Annotated in this window: 11 protein-coding genes; 5 read left to right on the forward strand and 6 right to left on the reverse strand. The window is 69.1% G+C overall.

The features are described from left to right. The first annotated feature begins 4 nt into the window (after positions 1 to 4). From AC0L6Y_RS04600 to AC0L6Y_RS04610, 3 genes are read left to right on the forward strand one after another with little or no spacing between them, the layout of a single operon-like run. On the forward strand, positions 5 to 3,448 hold the full coding sequence (locus tag AC0L6Y_RS04600) for an SNF2-related protein (RefSeq protein ID WP_473558264.1): 3,444 nt from the start codon (positions 5 to 7) through the stop codon (positions 3,446 to 3,448). After that, positions 3,438 to 6,767: a helicase-related protein gene (locus AC0L6Y_RS04605; protein WP_473556446.1), complete on the forward strand. Its 3,330-nt coding sequence runs from the start codon at positions 3,438 to 3,440 to the stop codon at positions 6,765 to 6,767. The genes AC0L6Y_RS04600 and AC0L6Y_RS04605 overlap by 11 nt, the downstream gene beginning before the upstream one ends. Beyond that, positions 6,764 to 8,776, forward strand: coding sequence for an AAA family ATPase (locus AC0L6Y_RS04610; RefSeq protein ID WP_473556451.1), 2,013 nt, complete (start codon positions 6,764 to 6,766; stop codon positions 8,774 to 8,776). Before AC0L6Y_RS04605 ends, AC0L6Y_RS04610 begins: the two co-directional genes overlap by 4 nt. Before the next feature lie 6 nt (positions 8,777 to 8,782). Here AC0L6Y_RS04610 and AC0L6Y_RS04615 read toward each other — a convergent pair whose 3' ends face one another. After that, a complete protein-coding gene (locus tag AC0L6Y_RS04615; RefSeq protein ID WP_473556453.1) occupies positions 8,783 to 11,740 on the reverse strand; it encodes an AAA family ATPase in 2,958 nt (985 codons plus the stop codon). Continuing rightward, a complete protein-coding gene (locus tag AC0L6Y_RS04620; RefSeq protein ID WP_473556456.1) occupies positions 11,737 to 12,921 on the reverse strand; it encodes an exonuclease SbcCD subunit D in 1,185 nt (394 codons plus the stop codon). Before AC0L6Y_RS04620 ends, AC0L6Y_RS04615 begins: the two co-directional genes overlap by 4 nt. Positions 12,922 to 13,069: 148 nt before the next feature. On the opposite strand from AC0L6Y_RS04620, the gene AC0L6Y_RS04625 reads away from it, so the two are divergent. Both AC0L6Y_RS04625 and AC0L6Y_RS04630 read left to right on the forward strand, forming a co-directional pair. Continuing rightward, a complete protein-coding gene (locus AC0L6Y_RS04625) occupies positions 13,070 to 16,627 on the forward strand; it encodes a TM0106 family RecB-like putative nuclease (protein WP_473556460.1) in 3,558 nt (1,185 codons plus the stop codon). A 204-nt stretch (positions 16,628 to 16,831) separates the two neighbouring features. Continuing rightward, positions 16,832 to 17,620: a DarT ssDNA thymidine ADP-ribosyltransferase family protein gene (locus tag AC0L6Y_RS04630; protein ID WP_473556466.1), complete on the forward strand. Its 789-nt coding sequence runs from the start codon at positions 16,832 to 16,834 to the stop codon at positions 17,618 to 17,620. A 61-nt stretch (positions 17,621 to 17,681) separates the two neighbouring features. Here AC0L6Y_RS04630 and AC0L6Y_RS04635 read toward each other — a convergent pair whose 3' ends face one another. The 4 genes from AC0L6Y_RS04635 to AC0L6Y_RS04650 form a co-directional block, all read right to left on the reverse strand. Further along, entirely contained in the window at positions 17,682 to 18,137 is a 456-nt protein-coding gene (locus AC0L6Y_RS04635) for a hypothetical protein (protein WP_473556471.1), read from the reverse strand. A 143-nt stretch (positions 18,138 to 18,280) separates the two neighbouring features. Then, a complete protein-coding gene (locus AC0L6Y_RS04640) occupies positions 18,281 to 18,973 on the reverse strand; it encodes a histidine phosphatase family protein (RefSeq protein ID WP_473556474.1) in 693 nt (230 codons plus the stop codon). Between the two features lie 108 nt (positions 18,974 to 19,081). Continuing rightward, a complete protein-coding gene (locus tag AC0L6Y_RS04645) occupies positions 19,082 to 19,780 on the reverse strand; it encodes a DUF2510 domain-containing protein (RefSeq protein WP_473556479.1) in 699 nt (232 codons plus the stop codon). A 25-nt stretch (positions 19,781 to 19,805) separates the two neighbouring features. Then, positions 19,806 to 20,999, reverse strand: a complete 1,194-nt coding sequence (locus AC0L6Y_RS04650) for a DUF2510 domain-containing protein (RefSeq protein WP_473556486.1) — start codon at positions 20,997 to 20,999, stop codon at positions 19,806 to 19,808. Positions 21,000 to 21,123 lie beyond the last annotated feature (124 nt).

The following is a 21,123-nucleotide window of genomic DNA, read 5'->3' on the forward strand; positions in this document are numbered from 1 at the left end:
CGAGATGTTGCCCGTCTTCGCGACGAACCGTCTCGCCCCGCCGATGTCGGTCGGCGACGAGATCGCTCGGCTGTTCCGGGTCAATCGCGACGCTTTGGCCAGTGCGCCGAGCGCCGCGATCGCCACGGCATACGTGAATCCGGCCGGGTTCCTGCTGCTGGCCGACGAGCTCGAGAAGATGCCTCGGATTCGGCTGCTGCTCGGTGCCGAGCCGATCCCGGACCCGGTTCTGGCCGAGCGCGCCGAAGACTCGGTGCGCTCCCGGCTCAAGGCCGCGCTCACCGACCACGACGCATGGCTTCGCGCCGAGCGTGACGCCCTCGGTTTCGTTCCCGAAGCCACCCACTCCGCGAAACGTTTGGTCGAGTGGCTGCGCGCCGCGGATGAGCTCGGCGAGCCGGTGGTCGAGATCCGTCGCTACACCGGCGGATTCCTGCACGGCAAGGCCTACATCAGCCACCATCCGACACATCCCGCGTACCTCGCAGGGTCGAGCAACCTCACGCTCGCCGGGCTGACGCGCAACGCCGAGCTCAACGTCGGCGCCTCCGGCACCCACGGCTCGACCGGACAGGTCATCGACTGGTTCGAGGAATGCTGGGCAGACAGCGAGCCTTATGATCTCGCCGCGCTCTATGAGCCGCTGTGGGGCGAACACAGCCCCTGGACGGTGTTCCTCCGGATGCTGCTCGAAAGGTATGGCGCCCACCTCGACGAGGAGGAGGCGTCAGCGACGCGGTTCGAACTGACGCGGTTCCAAGCCGACGGCGTGCGACGGATGCGCCGTCTGCTCGACGAGATCGGCGGAGTGCTCGTCGCCGACGAGGTGGGTCTCGGCAAGACCTTCCTTGCCCTCGAAGTGATCGCCGCCGCCACCGAGGAGCTGCGCCAGAGGGTGCTGATCGCGGCGCCGGCGGCGCTCAAAGCGGGCGTCTGGGACCCGCTTCTTGAACGGTACGACATGAGCCGTCGGGTGCGCGTCCACTCCTACGAGGAGATCCGCAACCGGATGGATCCGGAGCACCCCGAGCATCGGGAGTTCGTCGAGCGCGCCGAGGACGCCGCGCTAGTGATCGTCGACGAGGCTCACAACCTCCGCAACGCGTCCGCGGCGCGTTCCACGGCTCTCGACCGGGTGATCCTGTCGGGCAAGCATCCCAAGAAGGTGGTGCTGCTCACCGCGACCCCGGTGAACAACTCTCTTGCCGATCTTGAGACTCTCATCAAGTACTTCGTGCGTGATGACGCACGGTTCGCGTCGCAGGGCATCCCGTCGGTTCGCGAGTACATCCGCAATGCCCAGCGGCTGGACCCGGAAGCGCTGACGCCCGCGCACCTCTTCGACCTGATGGACGAAGTCGCGGTGCGCCGCACGCGGAGCTTCGTGAAGCAGAACTATCGAGGCGACACCGTTCCCGGCCCGGGTGGCCGTCGGATCGTCGTCGAGTTCCCCGACGCCGACGTATACAAGGTCGACTACACGTTGGATCAAGCGGGCGAGCAGCTCGTCGACGCCGTCACCTACGCGCTCGATATTCCCGAAAGCGAGAAGCACGTCGCGTCATTCGAGGAGCGCCGGGACGATCCGGGGCGACTACTTCTCTCGCGCTATGCGCCGAGTGCATACCTGCTGAGCGAGAAGCTCGACGCTCGCCAGGTCTCGAACATGGGTCTCCTGCGTTCGGCACTTCTGAAGCGCCTCGAGTCATCGCCGAATGCGCTCGCCAGCACCCTTCAGGTGTTGATCAACGCCCACGAAGGCTTCCTGGCTGCACTTGATGAGGGCTGGGTGCTGATCGGCGGCGCGCTTCGCGACTACGTCAACTCGGAGTCGGAAGACCTGGACGAGATCGTCGCGGCGCTCGACGAAGATGAGTCCCATCAGGCGTCTCCGGCGGATGACTATCACGCCGAACTGCTCGCGTCCGATGTCGCGCTCGACCTGGAGCTGCTGCGGAGCATCCGCGAGAAGGCTCTCGCAGCCGCCGATGGGGAGGAACCCAAGGCAGAGCGCCTGGTGGCGGAGCTGGAGACCATCGCTACTGTGTCGCGAGGAACAAGCCCCAAGGGGCTCAGCTCCGCGGATCGCCGCAAGGTGATCGTGTTCTCGACGTATGCCGACACGATTCGCGGCCTGCATGATCGGCTTGAGAGCGCGCTGGAGAATGCACCCGAGGGCAGCCCGCTCGCTGACTACCGGGGCCGACTCGCGCCTCCGATCATCGGCGAGTACGCCTCCGGCAAGACCGGGGGCATCCACCAGAGCTCGCGTGCCGCTGCCATCGCCGGGTTCGCGCCGCGAACGGCGGGACGCCTGAGCGATGAGGGTCTGCCGCTCAGCGACGACAAGTTCGACATCCTCCTCACGACCGATGTCCTGGCCGAAGGCGTCAATCTGCAGCAGGCGGGGCGGCTGATCAACTACGACCTGCCGTGGAACCCCATGCGCATCGTGCAGCGGCATGGCCGCGTCGACCGGATCGGCAGCGAGCACGACGAGATCCACCTCGGCGTGTTCTTCCCCAGTGAGCATCTTGACGAGTACCTCAAGCTCGAGCACACGCTGATCCGCAAGCTGAAGCAAGCGGATGCCGCTGTCGGCACCGGTGTCGTCTTGCCCGGGGTCAGCGCCTATCCGCCGAAGGACCACTACGACGCCGACGACATCGTGGGCGAGATCGAGGAGCTGGTCGAGAGCAGCGGCGGATCGGCAGCCGGTTCGGGGGAGGAGTATCGTCGTCGGCTCGCGAACGCTCTCGACGCGGAACAGGGTCTCCGTGAGCAGCTGAATCTGCTTCCCCACGGGATCGGGAGCGGGTTCCGTTCGACGACATCGGCGGGAAATCAGTACGTATTCTGCATGCGCATGGGCGACAGCGAGCACGTGTGGTTCCGCAACGTGCCGGTCGGCGTCAGCTGGCAGCCATGCGCAGGCGAAGACGGTGTCTGGAAGGTCGAAGACGACACGCTCAAGTCGCTCGTGGCCGCCGACCCGGGGAGCATCACGACGGCCCGCGAGCTGAGCGATGAAGCGTTCCGCGGCGCGTACGACGCCTGGGCGCTGGCCCGCGATGATGCCCACGCCGAATGGATGCGCGGCACGGACCCGAACGCGCTCTCGCCGACCCTCCCGAAGGCGTTCCGCGACGCGGCCGACTTCGTCATCGCGAACGGCGCGACCCTCGGCGGTGAACGCCAACGCGAGGTGATCCGTCGACTCAAGGCGGTGCCGAGCGTCAAGGCGGCGCGCGCGATGCGTCAGGTGCTCTCGGGGAGCGCGGAGGGCGACGCGCTCATCGCCGCAATCGTGTCGGTCCTTGACGAATTCGGCATCCAGCCGGCAGCGAAGGTCGTGCCGCTTCCCGTCATCGACAAAGACGACGTCCGGCTCGTGGCGTGGATGGCCGTGGCAGGGGCTGACCACGGAGCGGGGGCCCATGGTGATTGAGTTCGGCTACCGCCCGTCGCCCGACGACCTCGATGCCGCTTTCGGCCGGGGCGCATTTTCGCGCGCTGTCGTGATCGACGAGTCGGTGTCGAAGCTGCACGAGGCCGTCGCGGATGTCCGCACTTTGGCGGGGTCGCAGGCTTCGCTCCCCGCTGGCCTCTACTGGTTCCATGGTGTCGCCGAGCCATTGGTGATGCAGATTGGAGCTGGTCGCTCGGGGGCGTCGCGCGAGCTGACGCTCGACGCCTGGGATGACACGAGCGACGACCCACTCGCGGAGGCGTATCGGTGGGCCGAGCATTTCTGGGCCGAGGGCACGCCGATTCCGCCGCCCAGGTTCGCCGAAGGCGACCGTGCCATCACCGTTCCGGGCGGCGAAGATGTCGAGGTCCGCGAACGCACTTTCGACGACGGCCGCTGGGCATACCGAGTGCGAGGCGAAGGCGGATTGCGATCCGTTCTTGAGAACAAGTTGGCTGAGATCGATGCCGCCGATCACCCCGAGGACTGGGTGCTCGGTGAACGGTCATCTGCTGCGCGCTTCGGAGCGACCCTGACTCGGACGAAGCTCAGAGGGCGCTTCGCGGACACCGTCTACTCCTTCCGTGCGACGCGCACGGTGTTCCGGCCCTACCAGTTCAAACCCGTGCTCAAGCTGCTGCAGACCGGTCACGCGCGTATCCTCATCGCGGATGAAGTCGGCCTCGGAAAGACGATCGAGGCGGGTTTGATCTGGACTGAGTTGGAAGCGCGCCACGAGGCCGACCGTGTGCTTATCGTGTGCCCGTCCGGACTCGTGGACAAGTGGCGCGACGAAATGCAGGAGCGTTTCGGGTTCGACCTCGCCGTGCTTGACCGTGAGGAGCTCAATCGCTATGTCGAGCAGCATCGTGAAGGCCGGCTGCCCAAGCGCAAGGCCTACGTGGTGCCGTTGGAGACGCTGCGCATCTCGCCGGCGCTCGACGAGCTGCAAGAGAACCCGCCCGAGTTCGACCTCGTGATCGTGGACGAAGCGCACTCGATGCGCAACAACGACACGAAGAGCTACGAACTCGGTGTGCAGCTGTCGGAGTGGACGACTGGCTCCAACATGGTGTTCCTCACCGCCACACCCATCAACCTTCGCGAGACAGATCTCCTGCACCTTCTCGGACTGCTGGAGCCGGCCGACTTCGAGAACATCGAAGACCTGGAAGCACGGCTCGCCCCGAACGCAGTGCTCAATGAAGCTTCGCGAATGCTGACCCGAAGCGATGTCGAGGGCAAGGACTTCGACGAAGTGCTCGCGCAGCTCGGCGGGATGATCTTCGAGCGCGCCATCACTCTGCGGCCCGAGTACTCAGAGCTGCGCGACATCCTCAAGCGGGCACCTCTCGCCCCCAAAGACGTTGCGGCGGCTCGTCGGCTGATCGGCGAGCTCAACGCGCTCTCGACCACCGTGACCCGCACTCGGCGCGCAGAAGTCGACGAGAAGAAGGCGATCCGCGATGCGGAACCGGGGATCCAGATCGTATGGAACCGCGCGGAGTCGGACTTCTACCGCGAGTACCTGATCTGGTGCGAGGCACGAGCGGCGCTGGCGAACACGCCGATGTACTTTTCGATGCAGATGCCGATTCGTCTGGCGAGCACGAGCGTTCACACGGCGGCGCGCCAGGTGCTAGGTCGAGTTGACTCGGACGTGTGGGATGGCGATGCGAGCGACAACCAACCGCGCAATTGGGTTGATCCGCACCCGGAGCTGCTCGCCGCCGCGAAAGACGTACTCGACGCACCAGACTCGAAGGTCGAGCGTTTGCGGGAAGTCCTTGCCGAGCTTCATGCCCTCGGCCGGCAGAGCCTGCTCTTCACCTGGTCGAAGGCGACACTTCGAAGTCTGAAGGCGACGTTCGAGGACGAATACCGCATCGCCGTCCTGAACGGCGATGTTCGCCGCGAGCAACGGCGAAAGATCATGAAGGATTTCCGCGAAGGTCGATACGACTTCGTCTTCGCGAACCGTGTTGCGAGCGAAGGTCTCGATTTCGAGTTCTGCTCCGCCGTGATCAACTACGACCTGCCGTGGAATCCGATGGAGATCGAGCAGCGTATCGGCCGCATCGACCGAATCGGTCAGAAGTCCGACAAGCTCATCATTCGCAACTTCTACAACGAAGAGGCCATCGACTCCCGAATCCTTTACAAAGTCCTGCGCCGTATTGAGATCTTTGAGCGATCGATCGGCGAACTTGAGCCGATCGTCGGGCAGCACATGGATGTGCTGAGGGCGGCGATGGACTTCTCCTTGACGAAGGCGCAACAAGAAGAGAAGGCGCAGCAGTTCCTCACCGCGATCGAGGCACAGCGTGCCGGCCTGCGTGAAGTCGCGGAGTCGGCCGCCGCTCTCATCGTCTCCAATGACGTCGAAGTGGCGGGGCTTCAGGACGAGCTGATTGCGACCGGGCGCTACCTGGGTCAGGCCGAACTGGCCCACCTCGTCGACGATTGGGCGCTCACCGACCACGCGGCTCCGCTTGCGTGGAGCCCGGACCATAAGACGGTTGAGTTGAAAGGCAACGCGGCGATGGCCGCGCGCGTCGTCGAACTCACTCAACGTCGGCGTCGTACGCGCTCGGAGACCGCGCAGTTGACCACCGACCTTCAAGGCCAGATTCCGATTCTCCTCTCGATCGACCACGAGCTTTCGCGCACGAGCGGCGTCGACCTGCTTGCGGCGACGCATCCTCTCGTGATGGCGGCTGCGGAGGTCCCCGGACACCGGCACGCTCGTTTCGCGTCCGTGCGGGTTCGGCGCACTGACGACGTGCGACCGGGAAGGTACCTGGTCGTGCTGGCACACGCCGAGCACGCCAGCCGAGGAGGCGACGAGATCTGGGGCGCCGCGGTCGACTTCGACGGCACAAGCCACGGCGACGCGCCGGCAGATGCGGTCCTTGCGGCGCTTGCGGGTGGAGTGCTGTCGGAAGGAAGCGACGTGACCGACGGGTCTCTGCCTCGTCTTGCGAAGAGGGCGAAGCGAGATCTTGAGCGCCGCCACCGCGAAGTTCAGGACCGCCGTGACGTCGAAGAAGGTGCGCTGACCGAGGCTCGGCGGGCCATCTTGGTCGAACAGCATCGACGTCGGATCGAGGGCATCCGTCAACGCATGCAGACCATGATCGACCGCGAACGCGGACACAAGGTCCTGCGCATGGTCGAAGGGCAGCTTCGTCGCCAGACGGAACGGCATGAGCAGCTCCTTGCCGAGCTCGACGCGAAGAAGCCGAACGCCGTCGCACTCAGGTACCTGGCGGTCTGTGCACTGGAGGTTGTGGAGTGAACGATCAGCAGCATGAGATGGTTGTCGCCGATGAGGCGGCCAACGAGAAGGGCTACAACGAGGCCCTAGCGAGGCGGGCTACCGCCCATGAACGAGCTCATCGGGAATCGATATTCAACACCTTCACGGTGGACAGAGTCCCCGTTCTGCCTGAGCGTGGAGAGCTGATCGGACGAGTAGCGCTGCGAGCACCCCATTGGATGGTCGATGAGGCGGTCGACTTCTACGTCGGCACCGAGTGGCTCGACGGCGATGGATTCAAGGTCTTCAAGTGGACAGCCCCGATCGCCTGCACCTACTACCGTCGCCCCGAGAACCATCACGCGCTCTGCGATGAAGTTGTCGCGGTTCGCGTTTTCGCCCATCACCTTGACCGCATCGTCGATTATGAGGACGACATCGTCGACGAGGTTCCCCGAGACGAGCTCTTCCCCAAGCCGATCCTTGAGGTGCCGAAGGCGCCCCGCAAGGCGACCCCGCCGGTTCCGAAGTCCGAGGCGGAGCGCGAAGAGCCAGCGCTGGCACCGACGTCGTCGACGTCAGGTGCCGCGCCCGACCAATCGGCTCCTGTTGGCGGGGCCATAAGCGAGCCCCCGGCCGCACATCCGCCGTCTGTGACGCCTAGCGCACCTGGGCCGGCGCTCCGCGCTCCGAACCTGCTCCGCCGCCAACTTGCCGCGCCGAAGAGCACGTCGATGTCCGCGGTTCTCTCAACCCTTCAGCCCGACCAATACGACGTGATCACGAAGCCGGCAGACGCCGTCCAATTCCTCCAAGGCCATCCCGGCACGGGGAAGACGATTATCGCCGTTCATCGAGCTGCATATCTGCTCACTGCCGGGAAGGGCACCCGACTCGCGAAGAACGAACGCGTGCTGCTGCTCGGCCCGACGGTTGAGTACGTTGAGCACGTCAAGGCCGCCCTCCGAAAGCTCATCGGTGACAACGGCAACTACGAGGTCATGGCGATCCCGACTCTGCTTGAACAGTTTGCGCGCCTCCCGAAGACCGCGACATCAACCAAGACCGTTGTCTACCAGGACGCGAGTCGCGGCTTGGCGCGGCTCGTGGACCAGGCGATCGTCCGAGCGAAAGCGAGCGTCGAGCCCCCGGGTACAGTCGACGGCGCACTCGTGTACGACCAGCTCATCGGGATGCTGCAGGATCCTCCGGACGACGGACTCGACGCGGAATGGGTCGAGTACCTTCGCGAGCTCCGCTATACGAGCTACGACGCGCTACGGCGTCAGACCGAACTTCGCTACCGGGGTCTCTTGGCATACATCGGAGTCCGCACGAGCAAGAACGAACAGCCCACGCACGTGTTTGTCGACGAAGCACAGGACATTCACCCCATCGAATGGGAGGTGCTGGGCCGACTTGGAAACCGTGGCGGGTGGACGATTCTGGGGGACCTCAACCAGCGCCGCACCGACCACACCTTCCACACCTGGGACAAGGTGGCGGAGCTTCTGGCGGTCGAGAACGACGACGGCAGAGCGCCCGTCCAGGTGCTCGAGCGCGGATATCGCTCGACGGCGCAGATCATCAAGTTTGCGAATCAACTTCTGCCCGACACCGAACGCGCGCTCTACTCCCTGCAGCAAGACGGCGAGATCCCGGTCGTTGAGCAGGCCCAATCAGAGGCGGCACTCCCGGCGGCGGCGTGCGACGCCGCAGAACTGCTTCTTTCGCGGGTCGGCAGCGGGACCGTCGCGATACTCACGGTCGACCCGCATCGAGTGGGGACGGTCCTGGCCCGTCGCGGCTGGAGTCTTGCGCCTACCGACGCGTCGAGGTGGCGAGACGGCGACCGTGAGCTGAGGGTGCTTGCTCCCGAGCGGGCCCGGGGCCTTGAGTTCGACGCCGTTGTCGTCGTCGAGCCGGCCGCCTTTCCCGTGAACGTGGGACGGCTGGGAGCGCTGTACACGTCGCTTACGCGCGCGAATCGGCTGTTGACGATCGTGCATCGAAAGCCGCTGCCGCAGCGCCTTCGCATCAAGCGGTAGCGCCGCTTACCCCGCCTCCACCGCAATCCGCGACGGCCCGCCCGGCTCGGCGACGACGCGCAGTTGCGCGGCGATCTGCTCCTGCATGGAGGTGACGTGGCTGATGACGCCGACCGTGCGGCCGCCCTGCTTGAGGGAGTCGAGGGTCGACATGGCGATCTCGAGGTACTCGGTTGAGAGGCTGCCGAAGCCCTCGTCGACGAACAGGGTGTTCAGCTCGATGCCGCCGGCGCGGCTCGTCACCGCCTCCGCCAGGCCGAGCGCCAGGGCGAGGGACGCCAGGAACTGCTGACCGCCCGAGAGCTGGTTGGCGGGGCGGGCGGTGCCGGTGAACTCGTCGAAGACCTCGATCTCCAACCCCGCGGCGGCGCCGGCGCGCCGCATGCCGCGCTCCGTGTGACGCATCTCGAAGCGGCCCTGCGAGAGCGTGTGCAGCCGGATGTTCGCCGCCGCGAGCACATCCTCCAGCTCGGCGGCGATGTAGTAGCTCTCGAGCGACATGCTCTTTGTGTTCGGCGTGCGGCCGTGCACCGTCTCGGTGAGGCTGTTCAGCAGCGCGAACTCCGCCGCCAGCTCCTCCGTGGCCGCCAGCAGCTCGGCGAGCTCGGCGCGGCGAGCCTGCAGCTGCGTCGCGCGCGACTCGGCCTTCGCCTTCTCGGTGGTCGCCGCCCGCGACGCGCTCTGCGCCTCGGCGTGGGCGACCGTCGCATCCGTCACTGAGATCACCTCGTCGGGGAGGTCCTGCAGGTCGGCCTGCTTCAGGATGCCCCGGTTCTCGCTCACCGCGGCGGCATGCTCGTCGATCCGGCCCGTCAACTCGGCGGTCGCGCGCTCGTCCCGGAGCGCACCTTCGACCTCTTCGACGGTCTCGAACTTCTCGACCGTCAGCTTCGCCGCGAGCTTCGCCTCGGCCGCGCTGTGCTGCGTCGCAGTCTGCGTGAGCGCCGCCAGTGCCTCAACGAGCGCCTTCGTAGCGTCGCGTTCGCCGACCAGGGATGCCTGCCGCGCCGCCACGCTCGCGAACTCGCCCCGCAGAGCGGCGACCTTCTTGGCGAGAGAGTCGTGCTCGGCCCGCAGCGTCGTGACCGCCGTCGCGGCGGCTTTCTCCGCCGTCTCCAGCCGGGCGCGTTCGGCGACGAGCCCGGAGCCCTCGGCACTCTCCTCGCCGTCGAGCGGCGCGCCGTTCAGCTCCGCACCGTTCAGCTCCGCATCGATCTCGTTGATGCGCCGGGCCGCCGCGGTCGCCTCGGCGAGTTTCGCCTGTGCCGACTCGGCAGCCGACGTGAGCGCCTCGACGTCGCCCTCGCCGGCCGCGGCGGCGAGCGTCGCCGCCGTGACCTTCAGCTCGTCGACCCGGTCGCGCGCCTGAGCGGCGGGCGGCTCCAGCTGCGTCACCCGGGCCTGCGCCGCGTCGACATCGTCTTGCGTGAGGGGGTCGCCGGTGAACTCGGCGGGGGAGGGGTGCTCGGTCGAGCCGCACACCGCGCACGGCTGCCCGTCTTCGAGCGTCTTCGCCAGCACGGCGGCCTGCCCGTTCAAGAAGCGGTCGAGCACGTCATCCGCGTGGGCGCGCGCGGCGGTGAGCGCCTGGTCGGCGGCGAGCTGCGCCTCTTGCGCCTTCCGCAGCGTTTCGGCGACGCTTGCGGCCTCCGTCGCCGCGGTCAGCCGTGCCTTCGCGCGGGCGACCTCGTCCGAGGCGGAGGCCGCCTGTGCGGCCGTCGGCACGAGCGGCGCCCGTTCCTCCTGCAGCCGCCCGATCGTCTCGGCGGCGGCGGCGAGTTGGGCGGTGAGCGCATCCGCCTCGGTCGTCTTCTTGGTGATGTCGGACGCGAGTTCCTGCATCCGCCGCTCGTCGCGCAGAGCCTCGCTGAGTGCGCCGAGTTCCTCGGTGAGCCGCGCCACCTCGGCGCCGAGCGCCTCATCGGCGGCCGAGCCTTCGTAGGCGGCACGCGCCTCGGCGACCGCCTCGGTGGCGCGCTGCGAGGCCTCCCGCTTCTCCGCCTCGTCCTCGAGTAGCGGGCGCACCTTGTCGGCGCGTCGCGCGCGCTCGAGCTCCGCCCGGGTGGCGTCGATCTCCGGCTGTCGCGCCGTCAGTTCGGCAAGGGTCTCGCGCGCCGAGGCGGCGCGGGCCTGCTTGCGGGCCAGATCGAGGCGGGCGAGCGCCGCCTTCTCGCCCGCATCCGCGGTCTCGACGCTCTCGGCGGCGGCCAGCAGCGCCTCGGCGGCGTGGGCGATCACCCGGTCGAGCCAGTCCAGCTCCTCGCCGGTCACCGGCTCGCCGAGCTCGTCCGGGGCGTCGACCAGTTCGAGGATCGTGCCCTGCTTCGCGCGCGAGCCCTCCAGCTTCTTGCGAAGCTCGCCGCGCTGCTCGGCGAGTCTCGCCTGGTAGGCGGCGAAGCGTCCGGTGCCGAACAGCTTGCTCAGCAGTTCGAGGCGCTGCTCGCTGGTGGCCAGCAGGAACTCCTGGAACCGCCCCTGCGCGAGCATGATCACCTGCAGGAACTCGTCCTTGTTGAGCTTCAGCAGGCTCTGCACGAGCTCCGCCGCCTCGCGCTCCTTCGTCGCCTTGCCGACCCAGGTGTCGCCCTCGAACACCTCGACGACGACGCGCGCGCTCTGCCGTGTGGTGCCGACGCCGTTCTTCTTCGGCCGGTCGAACTCGGGCGACCGCGTCACGCGGTACTCGAGCCCGTTGGTCTCGAACTCGACGATCACCTCCGTCGGGTCGTCGACGCCGCAGAAGTCGCTGCGCACGGCGTTGCTCGCCCCGGCGGCGCTCACGTTGTCCCAACGCGGAGTCTTGTTGTAGAGCGCGTAGGCGATCGCATCCAGGATGCTCGTCTTGCCGACCCCGGTCTCACCGGCGATCAGGAACAGCCCGTCGGCGTCGAACTCGCGGAAGTCGACGTGCTGGCGCTCCTTGAACGGACCGAAGCCCTCGATGGTGACGGTGCGGATCCTCATCGCAGCTGTGCCTCCGCGTCGGTGGTGGCGATGACCGCATCCAGGATCTTCTGCTCCCTCTTCGTCGGCCCGTCGCCGCTTCGCACGTCGACCAGGAACGACTCGATCACCTCCGGGTCGGTCTTGCCCTTCACCCGTTCGGCGTAGCTCGCTGTCGACGTGGCGACGCTCTCGCTCGGCTCGTGCACCACCTCGGCGCAGTGCTCGAACCGGGCGCGCAGGCGCTGGAGCGGCTCGAGCTGCTTGTTCTTGTCGGTGTACACGGCGCGCACGTAGTGCTCGGTGAACGGCGCCCACGCGGACTCGGTGAGCAGCTCGTCGAAAGTGCCGCGGATCTCCTTCAGCGCGCGCGGAATCGGCAGGTCCACCCATTCGACCGTTTCGAGCCCCGTGGCCCCCAGCTCAACCAGCCAGCCGCCGCGTGGCTTGCCGGCCTCCTTGAAGGAGTAGTGCAGCGCCGCACCGGAGTAGCGGATGTGCTCGGCCAGCTGCGCCCGCCCGTGGATGTGGCCGAGGGCGACATAGTCGACGCCGTCGAAGGCGGTCACCGGCACCGCATCGACCCCGCCTGCCACCAGCGGCGCCTTCGTGATGGCGCGCTCCGAATCCGAGGATTCGCTTTCGGCGCCCGCGACGAAGGTGTGCGCGATGGCGACGGTGCGGCGGCCCGCCGAGGCGCGCTCGGCGATCGACTCGCGCACGCGCGACATCGCCGCGGAGACGACGTCGTGCTGGGTGCGCGCGTCGCTCGGCGCCCAGGCGAGGTGGCGCACCAACTCGGGCTGCAGGTAGGGAAGGCCGTAGACGTTGACGGCGCCGTGCTCGTCCGCCAGCTCGATCGGGGTGCTGACCTGTGCTGCGTCGGTGATGAGATGCAGCCCCGACGCCGCCGTGAACGGGCCCGCGAAGCCGAGCCGCACCGCCGAGTCGTGGTTGCCGCTGGTCACCACCACCTTCGCGCCGGTCTCGAGAATCGACACCAGCGCGCCCTGCAGCACCGAGACGGCGTCGGCGGAGGGATTCGTCAGGTCGTAGACATCGCCCGCGACGATCACCGCATCCACCCGGTGCTCGCGCACGATCGCCGGGATCGCGCCCAGCACCTCGCGCGCCGCGTCCAGGGTCGAGTAGCCGTGGAAGGTGCGGCCCACGTGCCAGTCAGAGGTGTGGAGGATGCGCATCGAGGCTCCGGCTTCGGCAGGGGTTCGGCAGGTGTTCGGGCGGAAGCCTCAGTTTTTCAGATGCCGCCGACGTTTCCCCCGCTTTGGAGCGATCGGCGAGGCGGCCGGTGCTCCCGGCAGCGTCGCACGTTGCCGCTAACCTGCCGCTGTGTTCATCCTCCGCGACGTGTCCGGCGAGGGGGCGGCCGCCGCGCGCGGCGCCCTCGTCACCAGCCCCAGCGACCTCAAACTGCTCTCCGACTGCGAGTTCGCCTTCGCGCGCGTGCTCGACGTCAAGCTGGGGCGTCTCGACGGGGTGCCGGTCGACGACGATCCGATGCTGAAGCGCGCCGGGCGGCTCGGAGACAAGCACGAGGCGGACGTGCTCGACGGCTACCGCGCCGAGCATCCGAATGCCCCGGGCGGCCAGCCCGGTGTCGTCGAGATCGCGCGCCCCACCCCGCTGACCGCCGAGAACCTGCGGGCCGCCGCAGCTTCCACGGTGGAGGCGCTGCGAGGCGGCGCGGCCGTCGTCTTCCAGGCGACCTTCTTCGACGAGACCGACCCGGCCGCGCCCACGATCGGCTACGCCGACTTCCTGGTGCGGCAGCCCGACGGGCGCTACCGGGTGCAAGACACGAAGGTCGCGCGCTCCGTCAAGGTGAGCGCACTGCTGCAGCTCGCCGCGTACCACGACCACCTGCAGCGGCTCGGCATCCCCGTCGACGACACCGTCGAACTGCTGCTCGGCGACGGCTCCGTCAGTCGCCACCAGATCGCCGACATCGCGCCCGTCTACCGGCTGCGGCGCGAGCGCCTGCGCGAGGTCGTCGCAGCCCGGCTTGCCGCCACCGAACCCGCCGTCTGGGGCGACCCCGACCTCGCCGTCGACGGACGCTGCGTGCACTGCGCCGAACAGCTCGAGTCGCACGATGACCTGCTGCAGGTGGCGGGCATCCGCCTCGCGCAGCGCCAGAAGCTCATCGACGTCGGCATCACCACGATGACCGCGCTCTCCGCCAGCCCTGAGCGCCCCGAGGCGTGCACCGTTCCCGAGCGCAGCTACCGCGCCCTGCACGAACAGGCACGGCTGCAGACCGAAGGGCCGGATGCCGCGGGCATGCCCCGCATCGCCCTCCACACGCCGGGGGCCATCGCCGAGCTGCCGGCGCCCGACGCCGGAGACCTCTACTTCGACTTCGAAGGCGACCCGCTGTGGCGCGGCGAACGCGACGGCCGCGTGCTCTGGGGCCTCGACTACCTGTTCGGCATGACCGACAACGATGACGCGTTCACCGCATTCTGGGCACACGATCTCGACGCCGAGGCGGAGTCCCTGCGCGCCTTCCTCGACCTCGTCGCGGCGCGGCGGACGGCGCATCCGGGCATGCACATCTACCACTACGCGGCCTACGAGAAGACGCACCTGCTGTCGATCGCGGCGCGGCACGGCGTGGGGGAGCGCGAGGTCGACGAGCTGCTGCGCGCCGGAGTGCTCGTCGACCTGTACCCGCTCGTGCGCAAGATGCTGCGCGTGGGCGTCGGCTCCTACTCGATCAAGAAGCTCGAGCCGCTCTACATGGGCTCCGAGCGGCGCGACCCGGGCGGCGTCGCCACCGCGGTCGGCTCCGTCGAGGAGTATCAGCGCTCGCGTGAGCTGGCACTCTCGGGCGATGAGGCGACGGCGCAGAAGATGCTCGACGACATCGCCGACTACAACCGCTACGACTGCGTGTCGACCCGGCGCCTGCGCGACTGGCTCATCGAGCGCGCGGCCGAGCACGGTGTCACCCCGGGCATGCCGCAGACGATCGAGGAGGATGAGCGCGCCCCTTTTGAGGAGAGCCCGCTCGCCCTCGGTCTCGAGGCGCGAGCACACGAAGCGGATGCGGCGGGCGACCCCGCCAGTGCCGCCGGACTGCGCCTCGCCGCGGCCGCCATCGACTACCACCGCCGCGAGCAGAAGAGCTTCTGGTGGGAGCACTTCGCGCGGCTCAGTGACCCCCTTCGCGACTGGGCGGAGCAGCGCGGAGTGTTCGTCGTCGAGCGGGCCGAAATCGAACTCGACTGGTTCAAGGAGGGCAAGCAGCGCAACCTGCGGCGCCACGTGCGCCTGCACGGCGAGTGGGCGCCCGGCAGCGGGGTGCCGCGCGACGGCGGCGATGCCTTCGCGCTCTACGAGGCGCCCGGACCGTTCCCGAAGAAGGGGCGAGCGGCGGGTTCGCGGATCGACGTGGGGGTGACCTTCCTTGGCGAGGGCGACGAAACCAGCGTGCTCATCCAGGAGGTCTGCCCGGCGGGTGTCGACGAATGGAACGAGCTCCCCGAGGCCCTCGCGCCCGGTCCGCCGCCGAAAGCAGGCAGCATCGAGGTGGCGATCCAGGAATTCGGGGCGAAGCTGCTTGCGGAGGCCGCGCTCGAGGCGGGGGAGTGGCCGCGCTCGGCCGCGTCCGATGTTCTGATGGCGGCGACACCGCACACCGACGGGCCGCTCGCGGTCGCCGCCGGAGCCGACGATGTCGTGCGCGCCACGGTCGACTCGCTGCGGCGACTCGATCGCAGCTACCTGGCGGTGCAGGGTCCTCCCGGCACGGGCAAGACCTACCTGGCCGCGCACGTGATCCGCGCGCTCGTCGCCGAGCACGGCTGGCGGGTCGGCGTGGTCGCGCAGTCGCACCGCGTCGTCGAGAACGTGCTCGACGGTGTCGTCGAGGCGGGGCTGGACGCGCGGCTCGTCGCCAAGGCCCCGTCGAGCGAGGGCGGGGCGGGCTACTACTCCGAGAGCCTGTTCAGCGAGCTGGGGAAGAACGGGCACGCCGCGTTCCACGCGGAGCACGCGGCCTCCGGCTACGTCATCGGCGGCACCGCGTGGGACTTCACCAACCTGAACCGCGTCGCCCGCGGGCAGCTCGACCTGCTGGTGATCGACGAGGCCGGCCAGTTCTCGCTCGCCAACACGATCGGGGTGGCCGAGGCCGCCGCCCGCGTGCTGCTCGTCGGCGACCCGCAGCAGCTGCCGCAGGTCAGCCAGGGCATCCATCCGGCGCCCGTCAACGGGTCGGCGCTCGGCCACATCGGGGGAGGGCACGACGTGCTGCCGCCCTCGCTCGGCTACTTCCTCGCCGAGACCCGGCGGATGCATCCCGCCCTCACCGCGGTCGTCTCGCACCTCAGCTACGACGATGCCCTGCACGCGCACCCGAGCGCGTCGGCGCGCGAGCTGTCCGGCATCGAGCCGGGGCTGCACGCGGTGCCGGTCGTGCACGCCGGCAACGCGACCGACTCGCCCGCCGAGGCGGAGCGGGTGCTCCAGATCGTGCAGTCGGCGCTGGGACAGCCCTGGGTGTCCGGCCCCGGCGCCGCGCCCCGGGCGCTGGTCGCCGACGACGTGATCGTGGTGACGCCGTACAACGCGCAGCTGGAGTGCATCCGCGGGGTGCTCGATGCCGCCGGGCTCGAGCGGGTGCGCGTTGGCACGGTCGACAAGTTCCAGGGGCAGGAGGCGGTGATCGCGATCGTGTCGCTCGCCGCCTCGAGTGCCGAGGATGTGGCGCGCGGGCTCTCGTTCCTGCTGTCGCGCAACCGCCTCAACGTGGCGATCTCGCGGGCGCAGTGGGCGGCCTACCTGGTGTACTCGCCGGGGCTGCTGCGGGCGCTCCCGACGACGCCGGACGGGGTGGCCGAGCTGAGCCGATTCGCGGAGTTGGTGGTGGGGCGCGAGGGCTGAGCGCGGAGCGGCGGAGGCGTCGAAACCTCACGAAAAACGTCCCCCGACGGGCGTACTTCGCGCCCAGCGGAGTCGCGTACGGTGGAACCCGCACCCCACGCATCACCCTGAAAGGCCCGCTCCCTCATGCCCGAATGCATTCACGGTTTCGACGAGGGTCTTTGCGACAGCTGCTTCCCGCGAAAGGCGCCCGAGCCGAAGGACGTGCCGACGCGCACCCCTCGCGCAACCCGCAGTTCCGGCGTCTCGAGCCTGCGCCAGAGCCCCGCATCGACCGGCCGCTCCGCTGCGGCGCGCACATCGTCGAGCGGCGCCGCGGGTGGGCCGGCCGCCTACAACCTCGCCACCCAGCGGGTCTTCCACTTCACCCACATCCGCAACCTGCCGGGGATCCTCGCCGACGGCGCATTGCGCGCGGACGCCGCCCCGGCCGTCGATGTCACGTCGACGCTCGCCCGGGACGCACGCGCCGAACTCGAGACGCCGGTCGGCTCGCGAATCGCCGACCACGTGGCGTTCGCGCTCACCGCCGAGTCCGAGCGGTGGCGCGAGCTGCGTGCCATCTTCGCGCGCGAGACGCCCGTCACGCCGCACTGGGCAGCCGTCGTCGCCGGGCTGGCGGCCAGCGACTTCGTGGTGCTGGCGCTTCCCGTGGCGAAGCTCGGCGCCGAGGTCATCGTGTCCGACGGGGACGCGGCCGCGGGTTCGTCACGCTTCGCGGTCGGCGTCGACGCTGGCAACATCCTGCTTCGGCAGTGCCGCAGCTCGGCCTACTTCGCCGATCCGGATGACACCAGTGCCGACATCGGCTTGCGCGAGGGAGAGCTGCTGGCGGGCGCCAGCGTGCCCGTCTCCTCGATCGCCCTGATCGGTGTCGCCCACGAGCCCGCGCGGGATCGTGTTCGCGAGATCCTGGGCGACGCCTGGCCGAGTGGCTCCGGAGCGGCCCCGAAGGTCGCGGTCTACCCGCCCTGGTTCCAGGTCGCCGAGTAGCGGGTCAGGAGCCGCGCGGGGCAACGCCGGAGCCGTCTGCGCCGGTGGTGCCTGCGCCGAACTAGTGCGCGTCGGATTCGTGGGCGCCGGGGCCCTCTGCGCCGGACTCGTCCGCGGCGTGACGGGCGTCGCTTGAGGAGATGTCGGTCGCGGGCTGGGGGCGACGGGCCGACATGTGGCGCTCGTGCGCCATCAGCTCCCGTTCGCGGTAGGGGCCTGTGACCCGGTCATCGTGCAGCGACAGTCCGTTGACCGGTGTGTGCGTGCGACTGCTTCGATCTCCTGTCACGGCCCGCTTGAAGGCACCCGCGGCGCGGCGGAGTGTGCCCGGGTGGTCGAGTGCGGTCTCGCTGCGGTGATCCGCGGGAGGAGTGAGCTTCCGCTGATCCGTTGCGTCGAGATTCGGGTCGCGCTTGCGGTCGCGCTTCCGCTCGAGCTTGTGGTCGCGGTTCGGCTCGACGCCCGGCGACGTGGTCGTCTTCGGGCGAAGCGAATCTGCGCCGGCATTCACGGGCATCTCAACTCCGAGTCCCTTGTGACGTCCGCGCTCCGAAGCTGATGGGTCCTGAGGCATTCTGGCGCTCCCTTCGCGCCTCCTCAGTGAACTACGTACCCGTGAAAGAGCTATCGATTCGCCCCGAATCCGGTGCCGATCCCCAGCTAGCCTTCAGCGAGATCGAACGACTCGCCGGTCGGATCGGCGGCGGCCGGGTCGACCAGTCGTCGCCCGCCGATCGGCCGGTTCATCCACGATTCGACGACGAAGCCCTCGCGCCGTGAGCCTTCGACCACGACGACGCCGGTGTTCTCCAGATCGTTGCGCACCGCGAAGTCCGGGTCGACGTTGAGTGCCGAGCCTCCGCACCAGACCCGGATCGCGGCGCCGTGACTCACCACCGCGACGGTCGCATCCGGCTCGGGGTGGCGCTCGATGATCCGGTCGAGAGACCGGTTGTAGCGATCGAAGAACGCGAAGCCGTCGCCCGCGCCCGGCATCGCGGCACCCAGGTTGCCGAGCCCCCACTGATGCAGCGTGCCGAAGTACTGCATGACCGCCTCGCGGTCACGGCGCCCTTCGAGCCCGCCTGCCTCGATCTCGTGCAAGCCGTCCTCGACGACCGGGTCGAGGCGCCGTGCGGCGGCGAGCGGCGCCGCCGTCGCGTGCGTCCGCACCAGGGTCGACACGTAGATGCCGTGGACGCGCTCGGGAGCGAGCGCGTGCGGCAACGCGGCCGCCTGCTGCTCACCGAGTTCGGTGAGCCCGGGGCCGGGGTGGTCGGTCGCGAGAATGCCCGCCACGTTGGCCGGTGTCTGTCCGTGACGAATGAAGAGGATGCGCATCGTCTCCAGCATGGCACGCGCGCCTGGCGCGAACCTGGCGAGTTCGCGGGGGAGAGTGGGTGCGCGTGAGCGCGTGAGCGTGTCAGCGCGGGGTTTGGGGCCAGAGTGCGCCGAGACGCGTCAGCTCAGGTCGCCGAAGGCGGCGCGGCCGGCGGCGCGTTCGTCCCGCGGACGCAGCTGCGGGCGCCGTGCGCGCCGGGACTCGGGGGCGCGGGGGCTGTTGTTCTCGGTGCTGCCGTTGACGCTGATGGCGCCGGTGTCCAGCGCGCCGGTGCCAGCGGTGCCGGTGCCAATCGTCCCGGCGTCAATGGTGCCGGTGCCAATGGTGCCGGTATCGACGGTGCCCGTGTCGATCGCACCCGTGTCAATGGGGCCCGTGTCGATCGCACTGGTGTCGATGGCGCCGCTGCGGCCCGACCCGGTATCGCCGGCGTCGGGACCAGCGGGCGCAGCACTGAGTGCACCTGCCGCGCCTCCGCGGATCTGACCGGAGTCCACAGTGCCGGGTGACGCGCTGCTCGCGGTCGTCTCGGGTGTGAGGCCCGTCGACGACGCTGCGGGGGAGGCGCCGGAGTCGAGGGCCGGATCCGTGCCCCCTGGCGAGGTCGCGGCAGCGTCGGAGTCGTCGTCACGAGCGGCGTGCGCGCCGCGCACCCGGACCCGCAGCTCGACGGCCGTGGGCGTGGCGCGGGGAACGGTCTCGATCAGCTTGGCCGAGATGTGCGCGGTCCAGCCCTGCCCGTCCCACCAGCGCAGCATCTGCGCATCCGTGGGGTCGGGGTACCAGCCGGCTTCGGTGCTGTCCGGTACCTGGGTCATGATCGCTGGTCGCTCCCGCGGGCCCCTAGTTGACGGCGTAGGCGTAGCTGAAGTCGCCCGTGCTGCTGTCGAGGCTCACCCAGACCAGCCGCTCGGCGCCGGTCGGCATGACCGCCTCGCAGGTGTAGGTCGTGCCCTCCGCGGTGGATCCGAGCCAGAGCGGGCAGCTGACCGAGGTCGCCGTGCCGCCTCCGACCAGTTCGCGCACGAGGGTGTCCTGCACCTCGATCGCGACGATCATCGGCTGCGCGAACCCGGTCGCATAGGCGGCGACCGGCGCACCGATCGCGGCGATGCCGAGCAAGAGGAACGTGACGAGCGGTCCCGCCCCGGCAACGCGCACCCGTCGTGCGATCAGGTAGACGAACGCGCCGAGAAGCGCGAAGGCCGCGCTCGCCGGTTCGAAGCCGCGCGCGCGCAGCGTCCGAACATCGGCCAGCGCCCACAGGATCGTGAGGAGGTAGGCGATCCCGACCACCGCGAAGATGATCGGCTGGGGGAAGAAGAACAGGTAGACATACCCGGCGGCGGCGGCGAGCACGAGCGCCAGCAGCGGGCTCAGCGCGATCAGCCATGCGGGACCGGTGGAGGTTCCCGCGTCGGGAAGCAGGTAGCGATCCGGGAGATCGCGGCGACGGCCGTCCACGGCCGGGATCGACCCGGTGGTGAGGGACTCGGTGGCGATGGAGCCCGTCGAGGTGGACCGCCAGGCGGTGTCGTCGGTTCCCGCGCCGTAGCCGCTGCCGCCGGACGTGGCGAAGCCATCGGATCCGGCCTCGCCGACGATCGGCGTCTCGCTCGTGCCGATGCCGAACTCGACCTCCATCTGGCGGGCGGCGGCAACGCGGTCGGCGGCCTCGTCCAGAGATTCGGTGGCGAAGAGGTTCGCGGACTGGGGGGTGAAGTAGCCGGCGTCGGCGCCGTTGGCGGTTCCGGTGTCGGTGGCCGTCGTCGCACCGGCATACGAGCCGGCCGATGCCGCTGCAGCCGCCTGCTGGGCGGCGTGCTGGCGGGCGGCCGCGTCGCGCTCGGCTGCCGCTCGTTCCGCGGCCGCGCGCTCTTCGGCGGCGCGTGCCTCCGCTGCGGCCTGGTCCTCGGCGCTCGGCTTGTCGGCGACGTGCTCGGTCCAGGCGATGCCGTTCCACCAGCGAACCCGCGTGGGGGAGGCCGGGTCGTCGTACCAGCCTGCGGGCACGACCCGTGTCGCTTGGTCGGTCACGGGTTTCCCCCTCCTTGCCGTTGACGTGTCGTTCAGTCTAGGCAGAACGACCTGTGCACTTCATGTCCCCAAACGGGGACGGTTCGAGAGCACCCGATTCGCCGAAGCGAGGTGATGCGGGGTG

The sequence above is a fragment of the Pseudolysinimonas sp. 10J20-29 genome (assembly GCF_055809595.1).

Excerpts from the sequence above, each read along its gene's own strand:
- AC0L6Y_RS04600 (WP_473558264.1), top strand. The coding sequence starts at position 5 with ATGTTGCCCGTCTTCGCGACGAACCGTCTCGCCCCGCCGATGTCGGTC.
- AC0L6Y_RS04605 (WP_473556446.1), top strand. The coding sequence starts at position 3,438 with ATGGTGATTGAGTTCGGCTACCGCCCGTCGCCCGACGACCTCGATGCC.
- AC0L6Y_RS04615 (WP_473556453.1), bottom strand. The coding sequence starts at position 11,740 with ATGAGGATCCGCACCGTCACCATCGAGGGCTTCGGTCCGTTCAAGGAG.
- AC0L6Y_RS04620 (WP_473556456.1), bottom strand. The coding sequence starts at position 12,921 with ATGCGCATCCTCCACACCTCTGACTGGCACGTGGGCCGCACCTTCCAC.
- AC0L6Y_RS04635 (WP_473556471.1), bottom strand. The coding sequence starts at position 18,137 with ATGCCCGTGAATGCCGGCGCAGATTCGCTTCGCCCGAAGACGACCACG.
- AC0L6Y_RS04640 (WP_473556474.1), bottom strand. The coding sequence starts at position 18,973 with ATGCTGGAGACGATGCGCATCCTCTTCATTCGTCACGGACAGACACCG.
- AC0L6Y_RS04645 (WP_473556479.1), bottom strand. The coding sequence starts at position 19,780 with ATGACCCAGGTACCGGACAGCACCGAAGCCGGCTGGTACCCCGACCCC.